Origin of the sequence: Microvirga solisilvae, assembly GCF_022808595.1 — a bacterium.
Lineage (GTDB): Bacteria > Pseudomonadota > Alphaproteobacteria > Rhizobiales > Beijerinckiaceae > Microvirga > Microvirga solisilvae.
The window spans coordinates 63959-86721 of record NZ_JAKUCN010000002.1; the positions used below are offsets into that span (position 1 = coordinate 63959).

Below are 22763 nucleotides of genomic sequence, written 5' to 3' on the forward strand. Positions count from 1 at the left end.
TCGATTGATGTTCTTGAGGCGGAGGCGAAGCGGCTTAGAGCGAACGCTTCACTTCCTCGACGCGGTAGCATTCGATCACGTCGCCAGCACGCATGTCCTGGTAGTTCTCGAAGGCCATACCGCATTCCTGGCCGGAGGTGACTTCCTTGGCATCGTCCTTGAAGCGCTTGAGTTGTGCCAGCTTGCCTTCGTGGATGACCACGTTGTCGCGGATGAGGCGGACATGAGCGCCGCGCTGGACCACGCCGTCGAGGACGCGGCAACCTGCGATCTTGCCGACCTTGGACACGTTGAACACCTCGAGGATCTGCGCTTCGCCGAGGCGCTCTTCGCGCAGGGTCGGAGCCAACAGACCGGACATCGCCGCCTTCACGTCATCCACGAGGTCGTAGATGATGTTGTAGTAGCGGATCTCGATGCCGGCACGCTCGGCGGATTCACGTGCTTCCTTGTGGGCGCGCACGTTGAAGCCGAGGATGATGGCGCCGGAGGCTTCCGCCAGCGTGACGTCGGATTCCGAGATCGCGCCGACACCGGCCTGGATGATCCGGGCGCCCACTTCCTCGTTGCCGATCTTCTCGAGAGCGCCGGCAATGGCTTCCGCCGAGCCCTGCACGTCGGCACGGATGACGAGCGGGAATTCCTTGCGGCCGGCACCGGCCTTCAGGTCGCGCATCATGTCCACCAGCGTACGACCGGCCGAGCCCATGCGGGCGGCGGCGCGTTCGCGCTTCTGGCGGGTGCGGTACTCGGTGACCTCGCGGGCACGGGCTTCGGATTCGACAACCGCGACGCGGTCGCCTGCTTCCGGCGTGCCGTTGAAGCCCAGCACCTCGACCGGAACCGAGGGGCCTGCTTCCTTCGTGTTGGCGCCGAGATCGTTGATCAGGGCGCGCACGCGGCCCCATTCGGCGCCGGCCACCACGATGTCGCCGGTGCGCAGCGTGCCGCGCTGGACGAGAACCGTGGCCACCGGACCGCGACCGCGATCGAGCTTGGCTTCGATGACGGTGCCTTCGGCCGAACGGTCGGGATTCGCCTTGAGGTCGAGAATTTCCGACTGGAGCGACAGGCCTTCGAGCAGGCTGTCGAGGCCCTGGCCGGTCTTGGCGGAAACCTCGAATTCGAGGGTTTCGCCGCCCATGGATTCCACGACGATCGAGTGCTGGAGCAGCTCGGTGCGCACCCGCTGCGGGTTTGCGTCGGGCTTGTCCACCTTGTTGATCGCCACGATCAGCGGCACGCCGGCCGCCTGAGCGTGAGTGATCGCCTCGATGGTCTGGGGCATGACGCCGTCATCGGCCGCCACCACGAGCACGACGATGTCCGTCACCTTGGCGCCGCGGGCGCGCATGGCGGTGAAGGCGGCGTGGCCGGGGGTGTCGATGAAGGTGATCTTGCCGCCGAGCGGCGAGGTCACCTGATAGGCGCCGATATGCTGCGTGATGCCGCCGGCTTCGCCGGAGACCACGTTGGTCTTGCGGATCGCGTCGAGCAGCGAGGTCTTGCCGTGGTCGACGTGGCCCATGATGGTGACCACGGGCGGACGGGCCGAGAGGTTCTCGTCCACGTCGGGCGTGTCGAACAGGCCTTCCTCGACGTCCGATTCCGCGACGCGCTTCACCGTGTGGCCGAGCTCTTCCGCGACGAGCTGCGCGGTATCGGCATCGATCACGTCGGTGATCTTGTGCATCTGTCCCTGCTTCATCAGGAACTTGATCACGTCCACGGCGCGCTCCGACATGCGGTTGGCGAGCTCCTGGATGGTGATCGTCTCCGGAATCGTCACCTCGCGGGCGATCTTTTCCTTCTGCTCCACATGACCTTTGCCCATCAGGCGCTGGTTGCGGCGGCGGAAGGCGGCGAGCGAGCGGGTGCGCTCGTCCTCACCGGACGTCGCGTTGGCAAGCGTCAGACGGCCACGACGGCGCTCCTCGCCGGGGGCAGCCTTCGGGGTCTTCTGGGGAAGAGCAGGCTTGGCCGGACCGCCGCCAGGACGACGGGCTGTACGCGGTGCCTCATCGTCATCGATCTCGACGGCAGGGCCACGGGACGCGACCGGCGGAGCGGTACGGGCATTCGGCTTGGCCGTGGACGGATCCGGAATAGCCGGAGCCGCAGGGCGGGCCATGTGATTCAAGCTCGGCGGACGGCCGCCGGAGGTGCCGCCAGTGGCGCGCGGGCCGCCGCCGAAGCCGCCGGGGCGGCCTTCGCGCGGACCATCGGAGCGGAAACCACCGGGACGACCTTCGCCACGGGGACCGCCTTCGGAGCGGAAACCGCCACCGGGACGGCCTTCACCGCGCGGACCACCCTCGGAGCGGAAACCGCCACCAGGACGACCCTCACGCGGGCCATCGGAGCGGAAGCCGCCGGGGCGACCTTCGCCACGCGGGCCGCCTTCCGAGCGGAAACCACCGGGGCGGCCTTCGCCACGGGGACCATCCTGGCGCGGAGCCGGGCCACGGTCGCGAGCCTGTGCGGGAGCAGCTTCCTCGCCCAGACGGCGGCGAGCCTCGTCCTCGGCGCGGCGCTTGTGCTCGGCTTCCTGACGGCGGCGCTCGTCTTCTTCCTGCTTGCGGGCTTCGGCCGCGGCACGGTCCTGGGCCTCGGCAGCCTCGCGCTCTGCGCGGCGAACTGCTTCCTCGGCCTGGCGCTTGCGGTCTTCCTCGTCACGACGGCGGGCGTCGGCAAGGGCGCTCATGCGGGCATCGCGCTCCTGATCGGAGAGCGTCTGCAGCACCACACCGGACCGGGGCGCGTTGGAGGAGGGAGCGCCACGCTGCGGGCGACCGCCCTGTGCGGGCTTTGCGGCTGGAGCCGGAGCCGGAGCAGCCGCCTTCGGCGCGGCAGCGGGAGCTGCAGCCTGCGGGGTTGCCGGCTTTTCATCCTTGGCCCCCGTGGGGCCAACGGCAGGGCGACGCTTCACGGTCTCGACCACGACCGCCTTCGAACGGCCATGGGAGAAGCTTTGCCGCACCGTGCCTTGCTCGACGGGGCGCTTCAGAGACAGCGTCTTGGACGACACATGAAGAGTCTTGTCGCCCTGGTTTTTCGTATCAGTCATTCCGCCTCAGTTCCTGCGGGTTTCAAAATCGTGGGTTCGCCGGTCTCGTTTCCGAGGCCAGATAGATCGGCATCGGTGCCGCAAAAGATGCGGTAACGGTGCCAGCGGTTCAGAAAGCCGTCGCTCCCAGCGCCCGCGACGAGGGCAGCATGTATCACATGTGACCGGCCTAATGCCAAACCCAATTCGTCATTCGACAATACTTGGATGACCGGAAAGCTAGATATTGCGCTCCCGAGGCGTTTTCGCAACGGGTTCGCCAATTTTCTTCGCCCATCTTCAGCCGCCTCTGCGGCATGAATAAGGGCAACGACGGGCTTATTCGTGATGGCCGACTCGACTTTCTCGAAGCCGGTGATGACGCAACCCGCCTTGTTGGCGAGCGCAAGGCCCTGTCTCAAGTCGTCCCGGAGCAGGTGCTCGATGTCCTGTGACAGGGTTTCAGAGGCTTTCGCCTCGGTCTTGAAGGCGCGGGAGAAGAGGCGGCGCTTCACCGCCTCGTCCACCATATCCCGCCGGGCCGTCACCCAGACGCCCCGGCCGGGAAGCTTGTGCTTGAGATCGGCCACGACCTGATGGTCGGGCCCGAGGACAAAGCGGATCAGTCCCGCGGGCGTTTTCGCCTCGCGGGTGACGATGCAGGTGCGCTCCGGTTCATGCCGCGGCACTGGTGCTGACCTCGCTTTGCCATGGCCGTGTTAGGACGGCTGAGCTTCGGTCTCGGCCTCGTCGGCCGATTCCTCGGTCTCAATCGGTGCTTCGATCCAGCCGGCCTTCACGCGGGCGGCCATGATCATGGATTCGGCTTCGGTGCGGGAGACATCGAAGCCGTCGAGGGCGCCCTTGTAGCGGGTTGCCTCGGCGCCCTTGCCTTCCGTCCAGCCGGCGAGATCGTCGGTGGCGCAGCCAGCGAGATCCTCGACATTCTTGATGTCGTTCTCGCCGAAGGCCACCAGCATGGCGGTGGTGACGCCGTCGATCTCCTTCAGGTCGTCAGAGACGCCGAGTTCCTTGCGGCGGGCCTCGTTCTCAGCCTCGATGCGGGCGATGTATTCCTGGGCGCGGTTCTGGATCTCGGCGGCGGTATCTTCGTCGAAGCCCTCGATGGAGGCGACTTCGGCGGAATCCACGTAGGCGATTTCCTCGACCGAGCGGAAACCTTCGGCAGCGAGCAGCTGGCCCACCACCTCGTCCACGTCGAGCGCGTTCATGAACAGATCGGTGCGCTCGGCGAATTCCTTCTGACGGCGCTCGGATTCCTCAGCCTCGGTGAGGATGTCGATGTCCCAGCCGGTGAGCTGCGAGGCCAGACGCACATTCTGGCCGCGGCGGCCGATGGCGAGCGAGAGCTGGTCGTCGGGCACCACCACTTCGATGCGGTCGGCTTCCTCGTCAAGCACCACCTTCACCACTTCGGCGGGCTGCAGCGCGTTGACGATGAAGGTCGCCTGATCGGGGGACCACGGAATGATGTCGATCTTCTCGCCCTGAAGCTCGCCGACCACCGCCTGAACGCGGGAGCCGCGCATGCCGACGCAGGCGCCGACCGGATCGATGGAGGAATCGCGCGAGATCACGGCGATCTTGGCGCGGGAGCCTGGGTCGCGGGCCACCGCCTGCACGGTGACGATGCCGTCATAGATTTCCGGCACTTCGGAGGCGAAGAGCTTCGCCATGAACTGCGGATGCGTGCGCGACAGGAAAATCTGCGGGCCGCGGGTCTCGCGGCGCACGTCGAAGAGATAGGCGCGGACACGGTCGCCCGGACGGAAGGTCTCGCGCGGGATCAGCTCGTCGCGGCGGATGATCGCCTCGCCACGGCCGAGATCGACGATCACGTTGCCGTACTCGACGCGCTTGACCGCGCCGTTGACGATCTCGCCGATGCGGTCCTTGTACTCCTGGTACTGACGGTCGCGCTCGGCATCGCGCACCTTCTGCACGATCACCTGCTTGGCCGACTGGGCCGCGATACGGCCGAAATCGAAAGGCGGCAGGGTGTCGGCGATCACGTCGCCGACCTGGGCCGCCGGGTTGTGGCGGGAACGGGCTTCCGTCAGCGTGATCTCGCGGGAATCGTTCTCCAGGGCGCCGTCCTCGACCACCAGGAGGTGGCGCGACAGGCGAAGCTCGCCGGTCTTCGGGTTGATCTCGGCGTGGATGTCGGTCTCGGCGCCGTAGCGCGAGCGTGCCGCCTTCGCGATGGCATCCGCCATGGCGTCCAGCACGATCTGCTTGTCGATCACCTTCTCGCGCGCGACCGCATCGGCGATCTGCAAGAGTTCAAGCCTGTTGGCGCTAACAGCCATCGAGGTCGCTCCTTAGTTCGGTTTCGTATCGGATGGGTTGCTGTCCTGTTCAGGCGCTTCCACCACATCCGTGTCTTCATCAAGATCGTCCGTGGTCGGCGCGGTTCCCCGGCGTAGCGATTCACGGATCAGGTCGTCGGTCAGAACGAGGCGCGCTTCACCCAGATCGGTCAGCGGCAGACGCGCGATGGGCTCCAGGCCCTCCTTCACGTCCGGAAGCTCGACCACGAGCTTGCCGTCCTCCACGCCCCGGATGAACCCCCGGAAGCGCTTGCGGCCCTCCAGCGGCACGGCCATTTCGATCTTGGCGTCGTGGCCGGTCCAGCGCTCGAAATCGCTGATGCGCACGAGCGGACGGTCGATGCCCGGCGAGGAAACTTCGAGATAATACGCCGTCGAGATGGGATCTTCGAGGTCCAGAACCGGCGAAATGGCGCGGCTGACGGTTTCGCAATCGCTCACCGACATGGTGCCATCCGGCCGTTCGGCCATGATCTGCACGGTGCAGCCGTTCTCGCCGGTGACTTTCACCCGCACGAGGTTGAAGCCCAGATCCTCGATCACGGGCTCGATGATCGCGGCCACACGGGCAGCGACGCCGTTTTCCGTCATCAAGCGCTTGTCGCGTTCGTTCGTCATGGCTCTCCGAAGCTCCGGCGTTGAGGCAATAAAAAAGAGCGGACCCGGCGGGGCCCACTCCTGAACGGCAGTTTACACTGCAACCAGAGCTGACAGCACGGATATACTCCGTCCAGCCCCAAGATGCAAGGGTTCTATCCCGAATGGTCGGCCCGAGATCTCAGTTGCGGCAAGGTTTCAGGCCAAGGTTTCGGCCAAGGCTTCAGACAACGAGGAAGTCTTCCGCCGTCAGCGCCAGCTTGGTTTTGAGCCAGGCGAACTGGACGGCGGCAGCGGCCTTGCCCGAGCCGTCCGCATCGTAAAACAGCGCTCCCGTCTTCGAGTTGTAGATCAGGTAGTCATTGGCATCCATGGCCTTGGACCCGATTCTGAAGAACGCGTCTTTCAGCGCTCCCGCCTTGCCGAGCTTGGTGAAGATGGCGTTCTCCAGGCAGATCGTGTCGTCTTCGATCAAGAAGTCGGCAATCGTGTCCACGTTCGAGCGGGCATCGAGCTTCGTGCTGAAGATGAAGAGGTCCTGTCCCTTGCCGCCCGCCAGGCGGTCGTTGCCGAAGCCGCCGTTGAGCCTGTCGTTGCCATCCAATCCGGAGAGCCGGTTGGCGGCGCTATTTCCGGTCATGGCATTGTTGGCGCCATTGCCGGTGAGGCTCACGGCTCCCGTGCCTGTCGCAATGAGCGTTTCGATGTGGGAGGCAAGTCTGTAGCTGACTGTGGTGTAGACTTTGTCCTTGCCGCCATTGGATGCTTCAATCACGACGTCCTTGGCATTGTCGACATAATAGGTGTCGCTTCCGATTCCGCCTTCGAGACGATCGATTCCGGCACCGCCATTCAGGGTGTCGTGACCGAGGCCGCCGCGCAGCACGTTGGCGGTCGCATTGCCGGTGAGAGCATTGTTCGATTCGTTTCCGGTCAGGGTGATCTTCGACGTGCCGGTCGCAATGAGGTTTTCGACATACTTGCTCAGGCTGTAGCTGACGCTCGTGAAAACGCGGTCCGTCCCGCTTCCCGAGAATTCGACGATCACATCGCGAGAAGTGTTGACGTAATAGGTGTCGTTGCCCGTTCCGCCCATCATGGTGTCGGCACCGCCTCCGCCATCGAGCACATCGTTGCCCCCGTAACCGGAGAGCCTGTTGGAGGCCCCATTGCCTGTCAGCACATTACTCAGGCCGTTGCCTGCCAGAGCGAGCCCTGCGAGGCCCGTTGCTGTCAGGTTCTCGATGGACGTGCCGAGCGTGTAGCTGATCGAGGAGAGAACCGTGTCGTTTCCTGAAATGTCGGAGATGCGGTCGCCGAGATCGTCGACCATGAAGGTGTCGTTGCCTGCTCCGCCCACCATCGTGTCGGCACCCAGGCCGCCGTCGAAGACGTCGTTGCCCTGCCCGCCATCCATGCTGTCATTGCCGTCCCGACCGGACAGGTGATTGTCTGCAATGTTTCCGACGATCGTGTCGTTGCCTTTGCCGCCGATGACGTTCTCGATCAGGGATCGGGTATCGTCGTTGTAAAGCAGCGCGTTAAAGACATTGCCCCGTGCGGGATGATCGGTGTTGCGGTAATCGAGCTGCGCAAGCTGACCCGTGTTGAACAGCGATGAAGCGCCGGGCCTCAGATCGACCTGCAGATCGGTTTCGTAGAGCGACAGGTCATAGGTGTCGTTGCCGCCGCCATCCCAGATCGTCAGGAAGATCTTGTTCGAGCGGGCGAGATCCTTGGTGTCGCCCGGAACGCCCTGTCCTTCGCCATCGACGAACGTTTCGCCCGTGTCCGGCTTCCAGGTGTAAGTCGTATCCGTGCTGCGGAAGGTGTAATTCGCACCATACATGCGCTGAAGCGCAGCGATGTCGCCCATCATGTAGGTCTGCGGGAAACTGTAGGGATCGGTGAGATAGCTGCCCGTCACTTCCGCGCCTAGATAGGAGCGGTAGGTCATTACCGAATACTCGATCGTATCCATGTCTGCGGGAAGGGCGACCTCGGAGCTCGTGCGCGCTTCATGACCATGCTTCAGGCCAAGCGCATGACCGAGCTCGTGCATGGTGGTGAAGGCGTAGTATTTGCCGAGCAGGGGATTGTCGAAATTGGGATATTTGGTTCCGATCCAGATATCGCCGGAACTCGGCGTGTCGTTGAGCGGATAGAAACCGGCTGCAGTCGAGACCGCGCTCGTTTTCGCGACGGCGATCAGAGGACCGTTCTCGGGCGAGACTTCCTGGAAGTCGAGATTGGTGAAACCTTCGATCGGCAGAAGGCTCATTCGGGGTCCGCCGCCAGCGCCAGGCGGAGTTCCTTCCAGCAAAGCACGGAAGGTCTGTTGCATTCCTGCAGAAACTGGTGCGAAGCCCGTCGTCGGATACGGGAGGGTGCTGCCATATTGGTCAGGCGTGCCATAGAAGGCCGACGATGTTGGAAAGCCATATGTAATCGTCGTAACGAACCAGGCTGTCCCGGATAGTATACCGTCGATTGCAGCGTTGCCGGTTTTAAAATCTACAGTTCCTGCAATAGCCATGAAGACTCCAGCCCCTTGTCGAAATGCAAACTATTGGCAACTGAGAAACGTTGCAACATGACATAAAGGAGAGGGCTGGGGCTGTTCCTAGGGATGCGATCAGAGAGAAGCAAAGCTATATTTACGGGGACGTATTCAGGAAATCCGCCGTGAAGATCTCCCGCGTGCTTCTCGTCCTCGTGCTGCTGACCGCAGCCGCAGCGGCCTATTGGCGCTTCAGCAGGTCTCGCGAGGTCGTCACAGCCGCGCCCACTCGCGGCGATGCAGCGGAGATCGTTTACGCCACCGGCGTGGTGGAGCCGCGCACCTGGGCCAAGGTGACGCCCCTTCTCAGGGAACGGATCGTCGAGCTGTGCAATTGCGAGGGCGAATCCGTGAAGAAGGGCGCCGTGCTCGCTCGTCTCGACAGCCGTCAGCCGGAGGCCACGCTGGCGGAACTGAAAGCCCGGCAGAAGCTGATCGCGGCGGATTACGACCGGATGGCCGCTCTCGTCGAACGTCGGGTAGCAAGCGAGCAGGCTCTCGACCGCGCCCGCAGCGAGCGTGGCCAGGTCGAGGCTCTCATTGCCGGCCAGGAAACGCGGCTGGAATCCTACATGCTGCGTGCCCCCATGGGCGGCGTCGTGCTGCGCCAGGACGGCGAGGTCGGCGAGGTGGCCGAGCCCGGCACGGTTCTGTTCTGGGTCGGCGAGCCCAAGCCGCTCCTCATCGAAGCGGAGGTGAACGAGGAGGACATCCCGCGTGTCAGTGTCGGCCAGCGGGCGGTTCTGAAGGCCGATGCCTTCCCGGACCGGGTCCTGGAGGCCAAAGTCGATTCCATCACGCCCAAGGGCGATCCGGTGGCCAAGACCTATCGCGTGCGCCTGGCTTTGCCCGACGATACGCCCCTGCGCATCGGCATGACGGCGGAGGTGAACGTGATCGTGCAGGTCTCATCCAACGCGCTTCTTGTGCCGACCAATGCTCTGCGCGGAGGTGCGCTGTTCGTGGCTGAGGACGGCGATGCCCGACGCCGTGACGTGAAGATGGGCATTCGCGGTGCGAGTAGCACGCAGATCCTCTCAGGGCTGAACGAAGGGGAACGGGTGATCGTGCCGTTTCCTGAGGATCTCGCGGACGGGGCGAGGGTAAGGGAGAAGAGAGGCTGACATGCGCCTCATTCTGGAGCTCGCGCTGACGCATATCGCCGGACGCGGCCGACAGACCATCGTGGCGATCCTTGGTGTGGCGCTCGGCGTGGGCTTCTCCATCGCCATGGCGGCGCTGATGCAGGGTACGGAAAAGGATTTCATCGCCCAGCTCGTCGATACCATGCCTCATGTGCAGATTTCGGATGAGCGACGCACGCCGCGCCGCCAGCCGGCGGAGGATCTTTTTCCCGCAGCGCAGTTCGAGGGCCTGAGGCCGAAGGAGGACCGGCGCGGCATTCTCAATCCCGCCGCCGCCTTCGCGTCCTTGCGCGCCTGGGTGCCGGGACGCATGGCGCAGAGCCTGCGCACGCAGGGCGTGGTGCGTTATGCGGGGCGCGATATTGGTGTCTCCATCATCGGTATCGAGCCTGAGATCGAGGCGAGCGTCTCGTCCGTGGCAGGCGACTTCGTGCAAGGCAGCTTTGACGCCCTGCAGGCCGGCGGCAACAACATCGTCGTCGGCGATACGCTCGCGCAACGCCTCGGCGCATCCATGGGCACGACGATCCAGCTCGTGTCTCCCACGGGCCAGTCGCGCGGCTTCAAGATCGTCGGGCAGTTCCACACCGGCAGCAACGCGCGCGACGAGAGCGAAACCTATGTGCTGTTGAAGAACGCACAGATCCTCTCGGAACGCCAGAACGCGATCAACGACATTCGCCTGCGGCTCGATGATCCCGAAGCCGCGCCGCGCGTTGCCCGCCAGGCGGAAGCGGAACTCGGCTACAAGGCCGTGCCGTGGCAGGAGGCGAACGAGTCGCTGCTCGAAGCGCTCGTGGTGCGCAACATCGTCATGTACACCGTGGTCGGCGCGATCCTGCTGGTGGCGGGCTTCGGTATCTACAACATCATCTCCACCATCACGCACGAAAAGGCGCGCGACATCGCGATCCTGAAATCGCTCGGCTTCACGCAAAGCAATATGCGCCGCCTATTCCTCATCGAGGGATTGGCGCTAGGGTTCGCCGGTTCCGTCGTCGGCTGGCTGATCGGATTCTTGTTGTGCTTCACGCTCTCGCAAGTGGAGTTCAAGATCTCGGGCGGAGCCGTTGGTCGCGAGATCACGCGCCTGCCGCTGTTCTGGTCACCCTGGCACTACGCCATCGCCTCGGCCTTCGCGCTCGTGTCTTCGGGCGTGGCAGGTTATCTGCCCGCGCGCCACGCGGCACAGCTCAATCCCGTCGACATTATCCGAGGCGCCGCATGAGCATCTTGATCGAAGCAGATCGCCTCACGCGCATCCTGCCGGCCATCGTGCCGGTGACGCTGGTGCGTGACGTCTCGCTGACCGTCAGTGAGAAGGAATTCATCGCGATCACCGGTCCATCGGGCTCGGGCAAGTCATCGCTGCTTTATCTATTGGGTCTTCTCGACCGCCCGACCAGCGGCGCGTTGAAGATCGGCGGCCAGGATACGTCGCAGCTGGATGACGATGCGTTGGCGCGGCTGCGGCTTGAGAGTCTCGGCTTCGTGTTCCAATTCCATTTTCTGCTGCCGGAGTTCAGCGTGCTGAAGAATGTGGAATTGCCGATGCGCAAGGCGGGGCGTCTCTCCGCCTCCGAGATGAGCGAACGTGCAGCGGGGTTGTTGGAGGATCTCGGCCTCGCAGGTCATCTCGACAAAAGGCCCGATCAGCTCTCGGGCGGGCAGCGCCAGCGTGTGGCGGTGGCGCGTGCGCTCGCAAACGATCCGCATGTGGTGCTCGCCGATGAGCCGACGGGCAGCCTTGACAGCAAGAGCTCCGAGCAGGTCTTCACCATTCTCAGGGATCTCGTGAAGAAGCGCGGCAAGACGGTGATCGCCGTCACGCACGACATGGATATCGCCGCGCGCGTGGACCGTCGCATCCATCTCGTCGACGGCAAGGTGGTGAGCGACGAGCGCGTGGCTCTTTCTCCGGCATAGATAAAAAGAAAGAGGGCCCCCGTGGGCCCTCTCACTTCTCAGACCATGACGAAATCGGCTGCGGTCATCTTAAGGCCGGCGGCGAGCTTGGCGAACTTGATCGCCCTGATCGAGCCGGTGCCGTCGGCATCGTAGGAGAGATAGCCTGTTGCCTTGTCGTAGATGATGCGGTCGCTGGCATCATGCGCTTTGGCGCCCGTCCAGAAGGCAGTGCTCGACAGTGTACCGGTTTTGGTGATCTTGCTGAAGATGCTTCGGCTGAGCCAGATCGTGTCGGAAGGCACATTGAAGTCGCGGATGGTATCCACATTGGTCGAACTGAGCTTGGTGTCGAAGACGAAGATGTCCCGCCCGGCTCCGCCCGTGAGGACGTCGTTGCCGAGCTTGCCATGAAACCTGTCGTTCCCCGAACCGCCGACGAGCACATCGCGCCCGCTGGTGCCGCTGGTGATCTCGTTCAGCACATTATTCACATCGATGGTGAAGACCTTGTCGAAGGTCTGTCCCCGCTTGTCCGTCACTTGAACCTTGATCTCGTGTGAGGCTGCCTGTTCATAATCGAGCTTGACGCCTTGCTTGACCACCACAGTGTTTCCGACAAGAGCGAAGCGACCGCCCGCATCGTTGAGCAGCTTGAAGGTGAAGCTGTCCTCCGGATTCGGATCGATCCCGCTCAGGACGCCGATCAAGGTGCCATTGGCTGCGGCCTCGTGGATCTGATTGCCGTCGAGCTCGATGCCTGTCGGGCTCTCGTTGAGTTCCTGCCGGATGGTGCTGCGCACTTCCTTGGTGTGGCCTGTATAATCCGTGAAGACCATCTTGATTTCACGATCCGTCGTGATGGTCCCGGTCGTGTCGGTATAAGTCAGGGCGCGGATGACCTCGCGGACAAGGCTTGGGGCTGATTTTTGGTTGAACAGGATCTGAAGCGTGGAGCCGCCTTCGGCGGGAGTGGCCACAAAGCCGATATTGATGCCGTTCACGTAAATTTTCGCACTGCCGCCGCCGACAGTCAGGATCTGCACCTTGCCGGTATTGGCTAGGCTCAAGATTTCCGTGGTATTGCCGTCCTCGACCGAGACCGTCAGCGAGTTGAAGGCGTAGTCATCTTCGAACACCCTCGCGTCCTGATTCTCATCGATGAAGATGGCCGTGCCTGCGATGCCGGTGCTTACGTCGCCGTCGATCGCTTCAAGTTCCGGTGCATGGTTTGTATAGGTGCCGGCATCATCGGTAACGCCAACAAATCCGCGGCGGAACAATTCGCCCTTTTCCGCATCGGTGAGCGTGCCCAAGAACCGGATCCTGGCATCCGTGACGAGTATGATATTGATGAGACGCGCCACCGCCATGTCACTGACAGTGACGGAAGCCCCATTATCCAAGAGCGTAATGGCATTGATGTTCTTGACCGTCACATTGCTCAGATCGATGTTGACGCCTGAGATTTCCATGAAGTTCGAATTGTCGCTCACCGTGCCGGTATCGAACACTTCGCCGCCGTCGATGAGGATATGACCGGACACCTGGTCGCCGGAGATCTTGATGACGTCGGCTTGGTTGGATCCGACGATCTTTTCGATGCTCTCCAGAGTTCCGATCTTCGACAGATCGAAGACTCCGCCGCCTGACAAGAGAAGCGTATCGACTCCGCCTCCGCCGTTCACCACATCTCCGGAAGTGCTGCCGAATTCGTCGACAGCGAAGATATCGTCGCCGTCGGTGCCGGACAAAGCATCCAATTCGGGAGTGAGGATGCGCACATCGGCTCCTCCCGCGAGGATGTCGGTCCGCACATAGTTGTAACGTCCTCCTTCATCCGTGAGAATTATCGTCGTGGAGATATTGCGAACCGATGACGGATCCGGATCAAGAGTCTTGAAGATCAGGGACCGCATGAGCGCTTCCACGGCTGCTGTTGTCGCGGCGTCGTTGAAGATGATGTTGATGCCGTCTTCGCGCAGTTCGTCGATCGTTCCGATTACCGTGCCCTCGAAAGAGATCCGGCCGCCGCCGATCAATCCATCCGGGAGCGTAACCAGGAGATCGTCTGCGATCAGAATTGCACCGGGAGACATCCATTCGTCTTCGAAGTAGATGTTGAGTGACTTCAGCTTGTCGTCGATTCCGTTAAGTGTCACATCGCGACCCCGGTCGAGATAAGCCTGTCCGCCGGACGTATAAACCTTGTCTCTGTTAAGATCGGTAATCCTGGGCTTTTCATTCGTATAAGTGCCGCTGGCGTCGGTGATGTTGTCGACGCCTTGACGGTGCAGCTGGGCCCGTTCTGCCTCCGTAAAGGTTCCACCGACCAGGGTCAGGTGATCGTTCTGGCTCGACTGGGCCCAGACTTTCAGGGCCAATGCCTTGTTATCGAAGGTGGCATTGAACTGCTTGTTGTCCACCTCGATGCGGGTGATGCCGCTGATCGTCTTGCCCCTGAAATCGAAGGGTGTTTCGCTCTCGAGCCTGAGAACATCACCGCTGCCGCCACCCCCATTGATCGTCTTGATCTTGGCAAGCGTCTCCCCATTCAGAATGATGGTGTCCGAACCGCCAGTACCGCGAATGGTCTCGATGCTCGTGAGCTTCGCCATGGAGACATAAAAAGGACCGCTACCCACGAGCTGGAGAGTGTCCGTTCCGGAGCGACCGTTGAAGGTGGCGTTGAAAAGGTCGCTCGCTGTGACGCGAAAAATGTCGTTGCCAGCGGTGCCGGACTTGGAGAGAGGTTCCATGCTTTAGGGTCCTTACATTTAATGACCCCGTGACGTTATTATATTTATTCCAAGGGGCTACCTGGTGTTTCGCCGCACCTCGTCAATGACATGAGGTCAAAATTCCCGCATTCCGGCCTTGAGGCCTCACACGAAACAAGCCTGGGATAGGGTGATCGCTTGGGAGGTTGAAAAAATCAGACCCGTTTGAAGGTGAGATAGCTCGGCACGCGGCCTTCGCGGATGGCTTTCGCTTCGTAGCGCGTGCCTGGCCAGCCCTCATAGGGCGTGCGCCAATCGTCGGCGCGTTTGGCCGTCCAGAGGAAATGATCCGAGCGCAAAGCGCGCGCGAGCACCCAGCCGATATAATCGTCGATGTCGCTCGCAAAGCGCAGTTCGCCGCCCGGCTTCAGAACGCGCGCCAGCTCGACGAGCATCTCGTCGGAGACGAGGCGACGCTTGCGCTGGCGGCGCTTCGGCCACGGATCGGGATAGAGGATGTAGACGCGGTCGAAGCAGGCATCGGGCAGGGTCGGCAACAGCTTGGTGACGTCGTCGTCCCACACGCGGATGTTGTCGAGTTTCTCATGATCGATGGCGGCGAGCAGTTTCGCCATGCCATTCACGAAGGGCTCGCAGCCGATGAAGTTGATGTCGCGATGGGTGTGGGCTTGGTGGGCGAGGTGCTCGCCGCCGCCGAAGCCGATCTCGAGCCAAGTCTCGCGAGCATTCGTGTTCGGAAACTGGCTGGAGGGAGCGCTGCCCAGGACCGCGCGGATCGCGGGCAGAAGATTCTGGACCAGGTCATCCTGACCTGCGCGAAGCTTCTTGCCTTTCCGGCGCCCGAAGAAGGCGCCGGCTTTTTGGGATGCTTCGCTCATGGATGATCAGAAGGCCGACTTGAGCTTGGCGGCGAGGTCGGTGCGCTCCCAGGAGAAGCCGCCATCTGCGTCCGGCTTGCGGCCGAAATGGCCGTAAGCGGAAGTACGCGCATAGATCGGCTTGTTGAGGCCGAGATGCGTGCGGATGCCGCGCGGGGTGAGGTCCATGGCTTCCATGAGCACGGCCTCGAGCTTGTCCTCGCTCACCTTGCCGGTCTCGTGCAGGTCCACGTAGATCGACAGGGGCTTCGCCACGCCGATGGCGTAGGAGAGCTGCAGGGTGCAGCGGTCGGCGAGGCCTGCGGCCACCACGTTCTTGGCAAGGTAGCGGGCAGCATAAGCGGCCGAACGGTCCACCTTGGTCGGGTCCTTGCCCGAGAACGCGCCGCCGCCATGCGGGGCCGCGCCGCCATAGGTATCCACGATGATCTTGCGGCCGGTGAGGCCGCAATCGCCGTCGGGGCCGCCGATCACGAACTTGCCGGTGGGATTCACGTGCCAGATGGTCTGGGACGAGATCCAGCCTTCCGGCAGGGTCTGGCGGATATAGGGCTCGACGATCTTGCGCACGTCGTCGGAGGACAGGCTCTCGTCAAGGTGCTGCGTGGAGAGAACGATCTGCGTCGCGGCGACCGGCTTGCCGTTCTCGTAACGAACGGTGACCTGGCTCTTGGCGTCGGGGCCGAGCTTGGCGGCGTCGCCCTGCTTGGCCTTGCGGGCTGCGGTCAGGTTCTCGAGGATCTTGTGGGCGTAGTAGATCGGCGCCGGCATCAGCTCGGGCGTCTCGTTGCAAGCGTAACCGAACATGATGCCCTGGTCGCCTGCGCCTTCGTCCTTGTTGCCGGACGCGTCAACGCCCTGGGCGATGTGCGCCGACTGAGCGTGCAGGTAAACGTCAACCTCGGCGTTCTTCCAGTGGAAGCCTTCCTGCTCGTAGCCGATGTCCTTGATGGCATCGCGGGCGAGCTGGATCACCTTGTCCTTGGTGATGGAAGCAGGGCCGCGCACCTCGCCGGCGATGACCACACGGTTGGTGGTGGCGAGCGTCTCGCAGGCAACGCGTGCTTCGGGCTCGGCGGCGAGATAGGCATCAACGACGGCATCGGAGATCCGGTCGCAAACCTTATCCGGATGGCCTTCGGACACCGACTCGCTGGTGAAGAGATAGCTTGACCGCCGCACGAGAGAATTCCTTTGAGGCAACAGAAAATCGAGGCTCGCAAGGATGCGGGCCAGCTTTTCCTGCTCATGCCTCAGGCGGATGGAAAGGTCAAGCGAACGCGTTCTTTATGACGAACGTTCCTGCTCGTCCTGGGCGGCGAGCGAAGCCACGAGCTGGACGATGCTTTTACGGACCTTGGGGTTCTTGATGCTGGTGAAGGTGCGGATGAGCTGCAGGCCTTCAGGGGTCGACATGACATCCGCGATATAGGGGGGAGATTCCTCTTCCGCGAAGCCGGACTCGGCCATGCCGCTCTTGATGCCGTTGAAGAAGAAATGGATGTCCACGCCCAGGATCTTGGCGATGTCGACGAGGCGGCCGACGCTGATCCGGTTCATCCCCTTTTCATACTTCTGGACTTGCTGGAAGGTAAGGCCAAGCATCTCACCGAGCTTTTCTTGACTCATGCCAATTGAAATGCGGCGCATGCGAACGCGCGTTCCAATTTCCTTGTCAATAGAGCTAGTCGATTTCTTCATGGCCCCACGCTTTCTTGCTAAAATTGACGTAACGTAATGGCCTTCTTTTCTTATATGAAAGAGGCTCTTTGTTTTCGACGTACAATCAAGGCCATTAAGCAGATCAGAAGCGCGGCCGTCAAAGAAAAGCTTCTTGTTTTTGAAGAAAGAATTGCCGTTTCTGCAACCGGTAACTTTGCGTCAACAACTCCCTCAACTCCAAGTGGAAGACTATCCACAATCCGGCCATAAGAGTCGACGACGGCTGAGATTCCCGTATTCGCCGCACGGACCAACGGCAGACCTTCCTCTACGGAACGTAGGCGGGCCTGCGCGAAGTGCTGGTACGGGCCGGTCGTCTGCCCGAACCAGCCGTCATTGGTCACGTTGAGGATCAGGCTCGGACGCGGACCTTCGGGCAGGATCTCGCCGGGAAAGATCGCTTCGTAGCAAATGGTTGCGGCAATGGCGGGCAATCCGGGAATGGTCAGGGGCTTCCGTTCCTCGGCGGGTTCGAAGCCGCCGGGAATATGCACGAACTGGCGCAGGCCCATGGCCCGGATCAGGGCATCCAGGAATTTCGGGACATATTCTCCGAAGGGCACCAGATGCACCTTGTCGTAGGACCCGAGAATGGTGCCGCGATCGTCGATGACCTGGATCGCGTTGTAGAACTTTCCGACAGCCTCGCCCGGCAGTGGATCGTCCATGCGGGCCGCTCCCGTGATCAGCACGGAGCCCGGCTCCAGCAGCCCGCCGATCTGCGCCAGCGAGGCAGGATCGCGATGAAGCAGGAACGGGAAGGCTGATTCCGGCCAGATGATGTGGGTGGCGTCCGCCGCCGTCAGACCGTCGCGGCCGGCGCTTGCGCTGAGAGATAAATAGCGCCGCATGATGGCGTCGCGGTTGCGGGGGTTGAACTTGGCGTCCTGGGGCAGGTTAGGCTGCATGATCCGCAGGCGCACGTTCTCGACCGTGGCCGAGGGCTGAGAGGGAACACGCCAGAAGCCGAAAGCCGCCATGGCGACGAGAGCCCCCGCAGCAAGGCCCGGCAAGGTCCATCGCTCGCGCTTCGTGCGACCCGTGAAGATCACGGCCGAGGCCGCACACATGGCGATGGCGATAAAGCAGAGGCCGTAGAGACCGACGAGCGAGGCGCTCTGCATCAGCCAGAGATTCTGGCCGAGCGCCATGCCGGGATTGTTCCAGGGAAAACCCGTGAAGAGATGACCCCGCAGCCATTCGCTGACCGAGAGGCCCAAGGCCAGCGCGAAGATGCGCGAGGCATCGGGCAGCCATAACAGGCGCGCGAGAGCAAAGCCGAAGGCGGTGAAGAAGGCCAGAAGCGCCGGAAGGCCAAGCACGCCGAAGGGCAGAGCCCAGGCGAATTCCTCGGCCTCCACCAGGAAGGCTGCACCGAGCCACCACAAGCCGGCGACGAAATAGCCGAAGCCCCAGAACCAGCCGATGAGGGCCGCCGATTTCAGGGGAGCCCAGCGGCCCGGCCCGGCTTTGTTCGTGCCATCGATGAGCCAGACTGCAGGCGTGAGCGACAGCGCCAATGCTGGGAGGAAGCCGAAAGGCGGCATGGCGAGCGCACCCAGGGCTCCTGCCATGAAGCTCAAGGCCCAACGGCGCCATCCTCTCGTGAGGATGACGCGATCGGCAAGCCTCATCATTCCGCCGCAGCGCTTTCAGGGCGCGGCGCGGATTTCTCCACCTCGACCTCGGTGGAGGGGGCGTGCTGAAGAATGCGCAGGCGCTTCACGCGGCGTGGATCGGCATCCAGCACCTCGAATTCGAGACCCTTCGGCCCTTCGATCACCTCGCTGCGCGAGGGCACGCGGCCGGCGAGCGTCACGATGAAGCCGCCGATGGTGTCGATATCCTCGGCCCCTTCCTCGTCGGAGAGGTCGACGCCGAGCGTCTCCGTCACCTCTTCGAGGCTGGCCCTGGCATCGGCGATGTAGGTGCCGTCGGCCGCCTTCGTGACGGTGACTTCTTCGTCCTCGTCATGCTCGTCCTCGATGTCGCCCACAACCATCTCCACGAGGTCCTCGATGGAGACGAGGCCGTCCGTGCCGCCATATTCGTCGATCACGAGGGCCATATGGGTGCGGGTCGCCTGCATGCGCACCAGCAGGTCGATGGCGGGCATGGAGCGCGGCACGAAGAGCACAGGGCGCAGGATGTTGGCGGAAGCCAGCGTCATGGACAGGTCGATCTGCCCGAGGCTCGGCGGAGGCGTGTCGTCGCTCGAACCGCCCTCGGAGACGCCGCTATCGGCGCGCATGGCGATGAAATCGAGGAAATCCCGGATGTGGACCATGCCCTTCGGGTCGTCGAGGGTCTCGCCATAGACCGGCAGGCGGGAATGGCCCGCCGTGCGGAAGAGGTTCAGGAGCTCGCCGAGATTGGTATCGGCCGCCACGGCCACGATGTCGGCGCGGGGCACCATCACGTCCTCCACCCGGATACGGTGGAAGGAGAGCACGTTCTTGAGCATCGCCCTTTCCTGGGGCGAGAAGTCCGTGTCCTCGACGGAGGTTTCCTCGAGGGCGTCCTCGAGATCGTGGCGGATGGAATCGCGGGGTTTCAGGCCCAACCGGATCAGCACCCGGTCGTACCAATGGTCGCGTGTGTCGTCTGTTTCGGTGAGAGTTCGAACAGAGCGGTCGTTACGACTTCGATCTTCGTTCATATCTTTTGAGTTTCAGCCTCAGCATCGGGCCCAAAAGTGGTTCCCACTTTTGGGAATCGACCCGATGCGTTTCTTCCTGTCTTAAGCGCATCGTCTAGAGCGGAAAACCGGAATCCACTTTTCCGCACGATGCGCTGCCGTTTTGCGTTCAGGCTGCCATATCGCGATAGGGATCGGCGATGCCAAGAGTGGCCAGCGCCTTCACCTCGAGAGCTTCCATGATTTCCGCCTCCGCCTCGACCTCGTGGTCGTAGCCGAGAAGATGCAGGACACCATGGACGATCAAATGGGCGAAATGATGCGCCAACTCCTTGGATTCCTCCTCGGATTCGCGCACCAGCGTCTCATAGGCTAAAGCAATATCGCCCAAATAGCGAGGCCCTGTTGCTCCGGGCTGCTCGGGAGACGGGAAGGACAGCACATTGGTGGGCTTGTCCTTGTTGCGCCAGGTGCGGTTCAGCTCCTGGATCTGGGCGTCGTCGGCCAGCATGACGCTTGCCTCGAACGCGCCCGCAGCCTCGTAGGTGACCGCGAGGGCGGCTGAAGCCGCCTTCTGGGCGAGGGCCTCCACATCCGGGATGGTTTCCCAGTCGCCCGCCTCGATCATGATATCGAGCTCGATCACGGCCTTTGGTTCCGTTCGCGGTAGGAGGGCTCCTGCGGCGGGTTGTTGCGGAAATCGGTGTCGTAGGCCGCCACGATGCGGCGCACGAGATCGTGGCGCACCACGTCCGCCTCCTTGAAGGTCACGCGGGTAATGCCCTCGACCCCGTTCAGGATGCGCACGGCTTCCACGAGGCCGGATTTCTGGCCCGGCGGCAGGTCGATCTGCGTCGGATCGCCGGTGATGATCATGCGCGAGCCTTCGCCGAGGCGGGTGAGGAACATCTTCATCTGCATGGTGGTCGTGTTCTGGGCCTCGTCCAGCAGCACGAGCGCGTTGGTGAGCGTGCGTCCGCGCATGAAGGCGAGCGGCGCGATCTCGATCATGCCCGTCTGCAGGCCGCGATCCACATGGCGCGCTTCCATGAAGTCGTAGAGCGCGTCATAGATGGGACGAAGATAGGGATCGACCTTCTCGCGCATGTCGCCGGGCAGGAAGCCCAGGCGCTCGCCGGCTTCGACGGCCGGCCGCGAGATGATGAGGCGGTCCACCTGCCCCGCTTCCAGAAGCGACACGGCATAGCCCACGGCGAGCCAGGTCTTGCCGGTACCGGCGGGGCCTTCCGCGAAGACAAGCTCGTTCTGCTTGAGGGCCTTGATGTAGTCGTTCTGGGCCGCATTGCGGGCGCGCACGGGGCCGCGCTTGCGGGTGGCGATATGGTCGAAGGCGGAAAGGCCGGGGGCAGGCGCTTCCTCGGGCGAGAACAGTGAGCCTTGCAGAGTGGCCTCCTGGATTGTGCCGTCCACGTCACCTGGGCTGAGGGCGGCACCCTGGCGGGCGCGGTCATAGAGCCCTTCCAGAACGCGCCGCGCCATTTCGGAGGATTCCGGCGTGCCTTTCACGGTCACCCGGTTACCGTTGGCGACGGCGGCCACGTTCAGGCGGCGCTCGAGATGCGCGAGGTTCTGGTCGTATTGCCCGAAAACAAGGCTGGCGAGGCGGTTGTCGTCGAAGGTGAGGATGATTTCGGCCTCTTCCTCGACGCCAGGATGTGAAGTGCTGGGGGATCTGCCCTTTTGCGCTCGTGCGGTCGCGTTGTCCGCTGGCCTCAAATGCCTCTCCTTTGTGGTCGCGGCAGGATTGCCGCGAAGGAAACTCTTCAGAGCGGAGAAGGTTTAAGCCGCGGCCTGCGAGCCGGGCTTCACCACTTCCCCGAACAAGCTGTTCGAGCCAGCCTGCGTGATCCGTACCGTCACGATATCACCAATTTGATGACGGTCAGTCTCAATCTGCACGGGTTGCAGATAAGGCGACTTGCCGGCCATCTGGCCGGGGTGACGACCCGGCTTCTCCAAGAGAACGTCCAGAGTCTGACCAACGGTTCCGTGATTGAAAGCCTGTCTTTGCGTTTCCAACAGATTTTGCAGACGCGCCAGACGCTCGGACTTCACGGCCTCGGAGACCTGGGCGCCCATCTCCGCCGCCGGCGTGCCGGGGCGGGGGCTGTATTTGAACGAGAAGGAGCTGGCAAAGCCCACATCGGCGATCAGCCGCATGGTGTCCTCGAACTCCGCATCGGTCTCGCCTGGGAAGCCCACGATGAAGTCGGATGACAGCGCGAGATTGGGCTGCGCCGCGCGGATGCGCTCGATCAGGCGGCGGTATTCGTCGCCCGTGTGCTTGCGGTTCATCTCGTCGAGGATGCGGTCGGAGCCGGACTGCACGGGCAGGTGCAGATAAGGCATCACGGCGGGCAGGTCGCGATGGGCGGCGATCAGCTCGTCGTCCATGTCGCGCGGATGGCTCGTGGTGTAGCGGAGCCGCGCGATGCCGGGGATCTCGGCCAGGCGATGGAGCAGACGGCCGAGCGTCCAGACGGAGCCGCTTTCATCCTCACCGTGATAGGCATTCACGTTCTGGCCGATGAGCGTCAGCTCGCGCACGCCCGCATCCGCCAGACGCAGCGCCTCGTCGATGATCTTGGACACGGGGCGCGAGACTTCCGCGCCGCGGGTATAGGGCACCACGCAGAAGGTGCAGAACTTGTCGCAACCTTCCTGGATCGTCAGGAACGAGGACACGCCCCGGTTCTGGATCATCGCCTTCGAGGGCTTGGGAAGATGATCGAACTTGTCCTCGATCGGGAACTCGGTATCGACCACGCGCGAGGCCTTCGCCTTCTTCAGAAGGTCCGGCAGGTTGTGATAGTTCTGCGGGCCTACCACCACGTCGACGGCAGGCGCACGGCGCAGGATCTCCTTGCCCTCGGCCTGAGCGACACAGCCCGCGACGACGACCTTCGTTTCCTGGCCCTGGCCTGCGCGCTCCTTCTTGAGCTCGCGCACGCGGCCGAGTTCCGAATAGACCTTCTCGGCGGCCTTCTCGCGGATATGGCAGGTGTTGAGAATGACGAGGTCAGCCTCCTCCATGGCCTTGGTCTCGGCATAGCCTTCCGTCGCCAGCATGTCCGTCATGCGCTCGGCATCGTAGACGTTCATCTGGCAGCCATAGGATTTGACGAAGACTTTTTTCACGAGATCGGCCTGTCTGCTTGT

Annotated in this window: 17 protein-coding genes; 3 read left to right on the plus strand and 14 right to left on the minus strand. The window is 62.8% G+C overall.

From position 1 onward, the window contains the following. Nucleotides 1–34: 34 nt before the first annotated feature. The 5 genes from infB to MJ639_RS04870 all read right to left on the minus strand — a co-directional run bounded on the left by infB (nucleotide 35) and on the right by MJ639_RS04870 (nucleotide 8275). On the minus strand, nucleotides 35–3067 hold the full coding sequence (infB, locus tag MJ639_RS04850) for a translation initiation factor IF-2 (RefSeq protein ID WP_243369133.1): 3033 nt from the start codon (nucleotides 3065–3067) through the stop codon (nucleotides 35–37). Continuing rightward, a complete protein-coding gene (locus tag MJ639_RS04855; RefSeq protein WP_243369134.1) occupies nucleotides 3064–3735 on the minus strand; it encodes an RNA-binding protein in 672 nt (223 codons plus the stop codon). The genes infB and MJ639_RS04855 overlap by 4 nt, the downstream gene beginning before the upstream one ends. A 30-nt stretch (nucleotides 3736–3765) precedes the next feature. Continuing rightward, a complete protein-coding gene (gene nusA, locus MJ639_RS04860; protein ID WP_243369135.1) occupies nucleotides 3766–5376 on the minus strand; it encodes a transcription termination factor NusA in 1611 nt (536 codons plus the stop codon). 12 nt (nucleotides 5377–5388) lie between these two features. Further along, a complete protein-coding gene (gene rimP, locus MJ639_RS04865) occupies nucleotides 5389–6015 on the minus strand; it encodes a ribosome maturation factor RimP (RefSeq protein ID WP_341482622.1) in 627 nt (208 codons plus the stop codon). Nucleotides 6016–6217: 202 nt separating this feature from the next. After that, the gene (locus MJ639_RS04870) at nucleotides 6218–8275 is read right to left on the minus strand and encodes a M10 family metallopeptidase (protein ID WP_243369137.1); all 2058 of its coding nucleotides are present in this window, start codon (nucleotides 8273–8275) and stop codon (nucleotides 6218–6220) included. A gap of 404 nt (nucleotides 8276–8679) precedes the next feature. Between MJ639_RS04870 and MJ639_RS04875 the strand changes: the two genes are divergently transcribed. Genes MJ639_RS04875 through MJ639_RS04885 form a run of 3 tightly spaced genes read left to right on the plus strand, consistent with a single transcriptional unit; the run spans nucleotide 8680 to nucleotide 11625 of the window. Next, the gene (locus MJ639_RS04875; RefSeq protein ID WP_243369139.1) at nucleotides 8680–9678 is read left to right on the plus strand and encodes an efflux RND transporter periplasmic adaptor subunit; all 999 of its coding nucleotides are present in this window, start codon (nucleotides 8680–8682) and stop codon (nucleotides 9676–9678) included. 1 nt (nucleotide 9679) lies between these two features. After that, a complete protein-coding gene (locus MJ639_RS04880) occupies nucleotides 9680–10927 on the plus strand; it encodes an ABC transporter permease (protein WP_243369141.1) in 1248 nt (415 codons plus the stop codon). Next, the gene (locus MJ639_RS04885; RefSeq protein ID WP_243369143.1) at nucleotides 10924–11625 is read left to right on the plus strand and encodes an ABC transporter ATP-binding protein; all 702 of its coding nucleotides are present in this window, start codon (nucleotides 10924–10926) and stop codon (nucleotides 11623–11625) included. The genes MJ639_RS04880 and MJ639_RS04885 overlap by 4 nt, the downstream gene beginning before the upstream one ends. 38 nt (nucleotides 11626–11663) lie before the next feature. Here the strand turns inward: MJ639_RS04885 and MJ639_RS04890 are convergent, their stop codons facing one another. From MJ639_RS04890 to miaB, 9 genes are all read right to left on the minus strand, one after another. Next, nucleotides 11664–14363 (minus strand): hypothetical protein, encoded by a 2700-nt coding sequence (locus tag MJ639_RS04890; protein ID WP_243369145.1) that lies wholly within the window; start codon nucleotides 14361–14363, stop codon nucleotides 11664–11666. Nucleotides 14364–14539: 176 nt separating this feature from the next. After that, on the minus strand, nucleotides 14540–15223 hold the full coding sequence (trmB, locus tag MJ639_RS04895; RefSeq protein ID WP_243369147.1) for a tRNA (guanosine(46)-N7)-methyltransferase TrmB: 684 nt from the start codon (nucleotides 15221–15223) through the stop codon (nucleotides 14540–14542). Nucleotides 15224–15229: 6 nt separating this feature from the next. After that, nucleotides 15230–16405 (minus strand): methionine adenosyltransferase, encoded by a 1176-nt coding sequence (metK, locus tag MJ639_RS04900; RefSeq protein ID WP_243369149.1) that lies wholly within the window; start codon nucleotides 16403–16405, stop codon nucleotides 15230–15232. 105 nt (nucleotides 16406–16510) lie between these two features. Then, entirely contained in the window at nucleotides 16511–16924 is a 414-nt protein-coding gene (locus tag MJ639_RS04905; RefSeq protein WP_243369151.1) for a helix-turn-helix domain-containing protein, read from the minus strand. 50 nt (nucleotides 16925–16974) lie between these two features. Then, the gene (lnt, locus tag MJ639_RS04910; protein WP_243369153.1) at nucleotides 16975–18582 is read right to left on the minus strand and encodes an apolipoprotein N-acyltransferase; all 1608 of its coding nucleotides are present in this window, start codon (nucleotides 18580–18582) and stop codon (nucleotides 16975–16977) included. After that, on the minus strand, nucleotides 18579–19604 hold the full coding sequence (locus MJ639_RS04915) for a hemolysin family protein (RefSeq protein ID WP_243369155.1): 1026 nt from the start codon (nucleotides 19602–19604) through the stop codon (nucleotides 18579–18581). The genes lnt and MJ639_RS04915 overlap by 4 nt, the downstream gene beginning before the upstream one ends. A gap of 148 nt (nucleotides 19605–19752) precedes the next feature. Beyond that, complete coding sequence (gene ybeY / locus MJ639_RS04920; RefSeq protein ID WP_243369721.1) at nucleotides 19753–20211, minus strand: rRNA maturation RNase YbeY; 459 nt, start codon at nucleotides 20209–20211, stop codon at nucleotides 19753–19755. A gap of 14 nt (nucleotides 20212–20225) precedes the next feature. Further along, on the minus strand, nucleotides 20226–21320 hold the full coding sequence (locus MJ639_RS04925; protein WP_243369157.1) for a PhoH family protein: 1095 nt from the start codon (nucleotides 21318–21320) through the stop codon (nucleotides 20226–20228). Between the two features lie 63 nt (nucleotides 21321–21383). Next, nucleotides 21384–22742, minus strand: coding sequence for a tRNA (N6-isopentenyl adenosine(37)-C2)-methylthiotransferase MiaB (gene miaB / locus MJ639_RS04930; protein ID WP_243369160.1), 1359 nt, complete (start codon nucleotides 22740–22742; stop codon nucleotides 21384–21386). Between the last annotated feature and the right edge of the window lie 21 nt (nucleotides 22743–22763).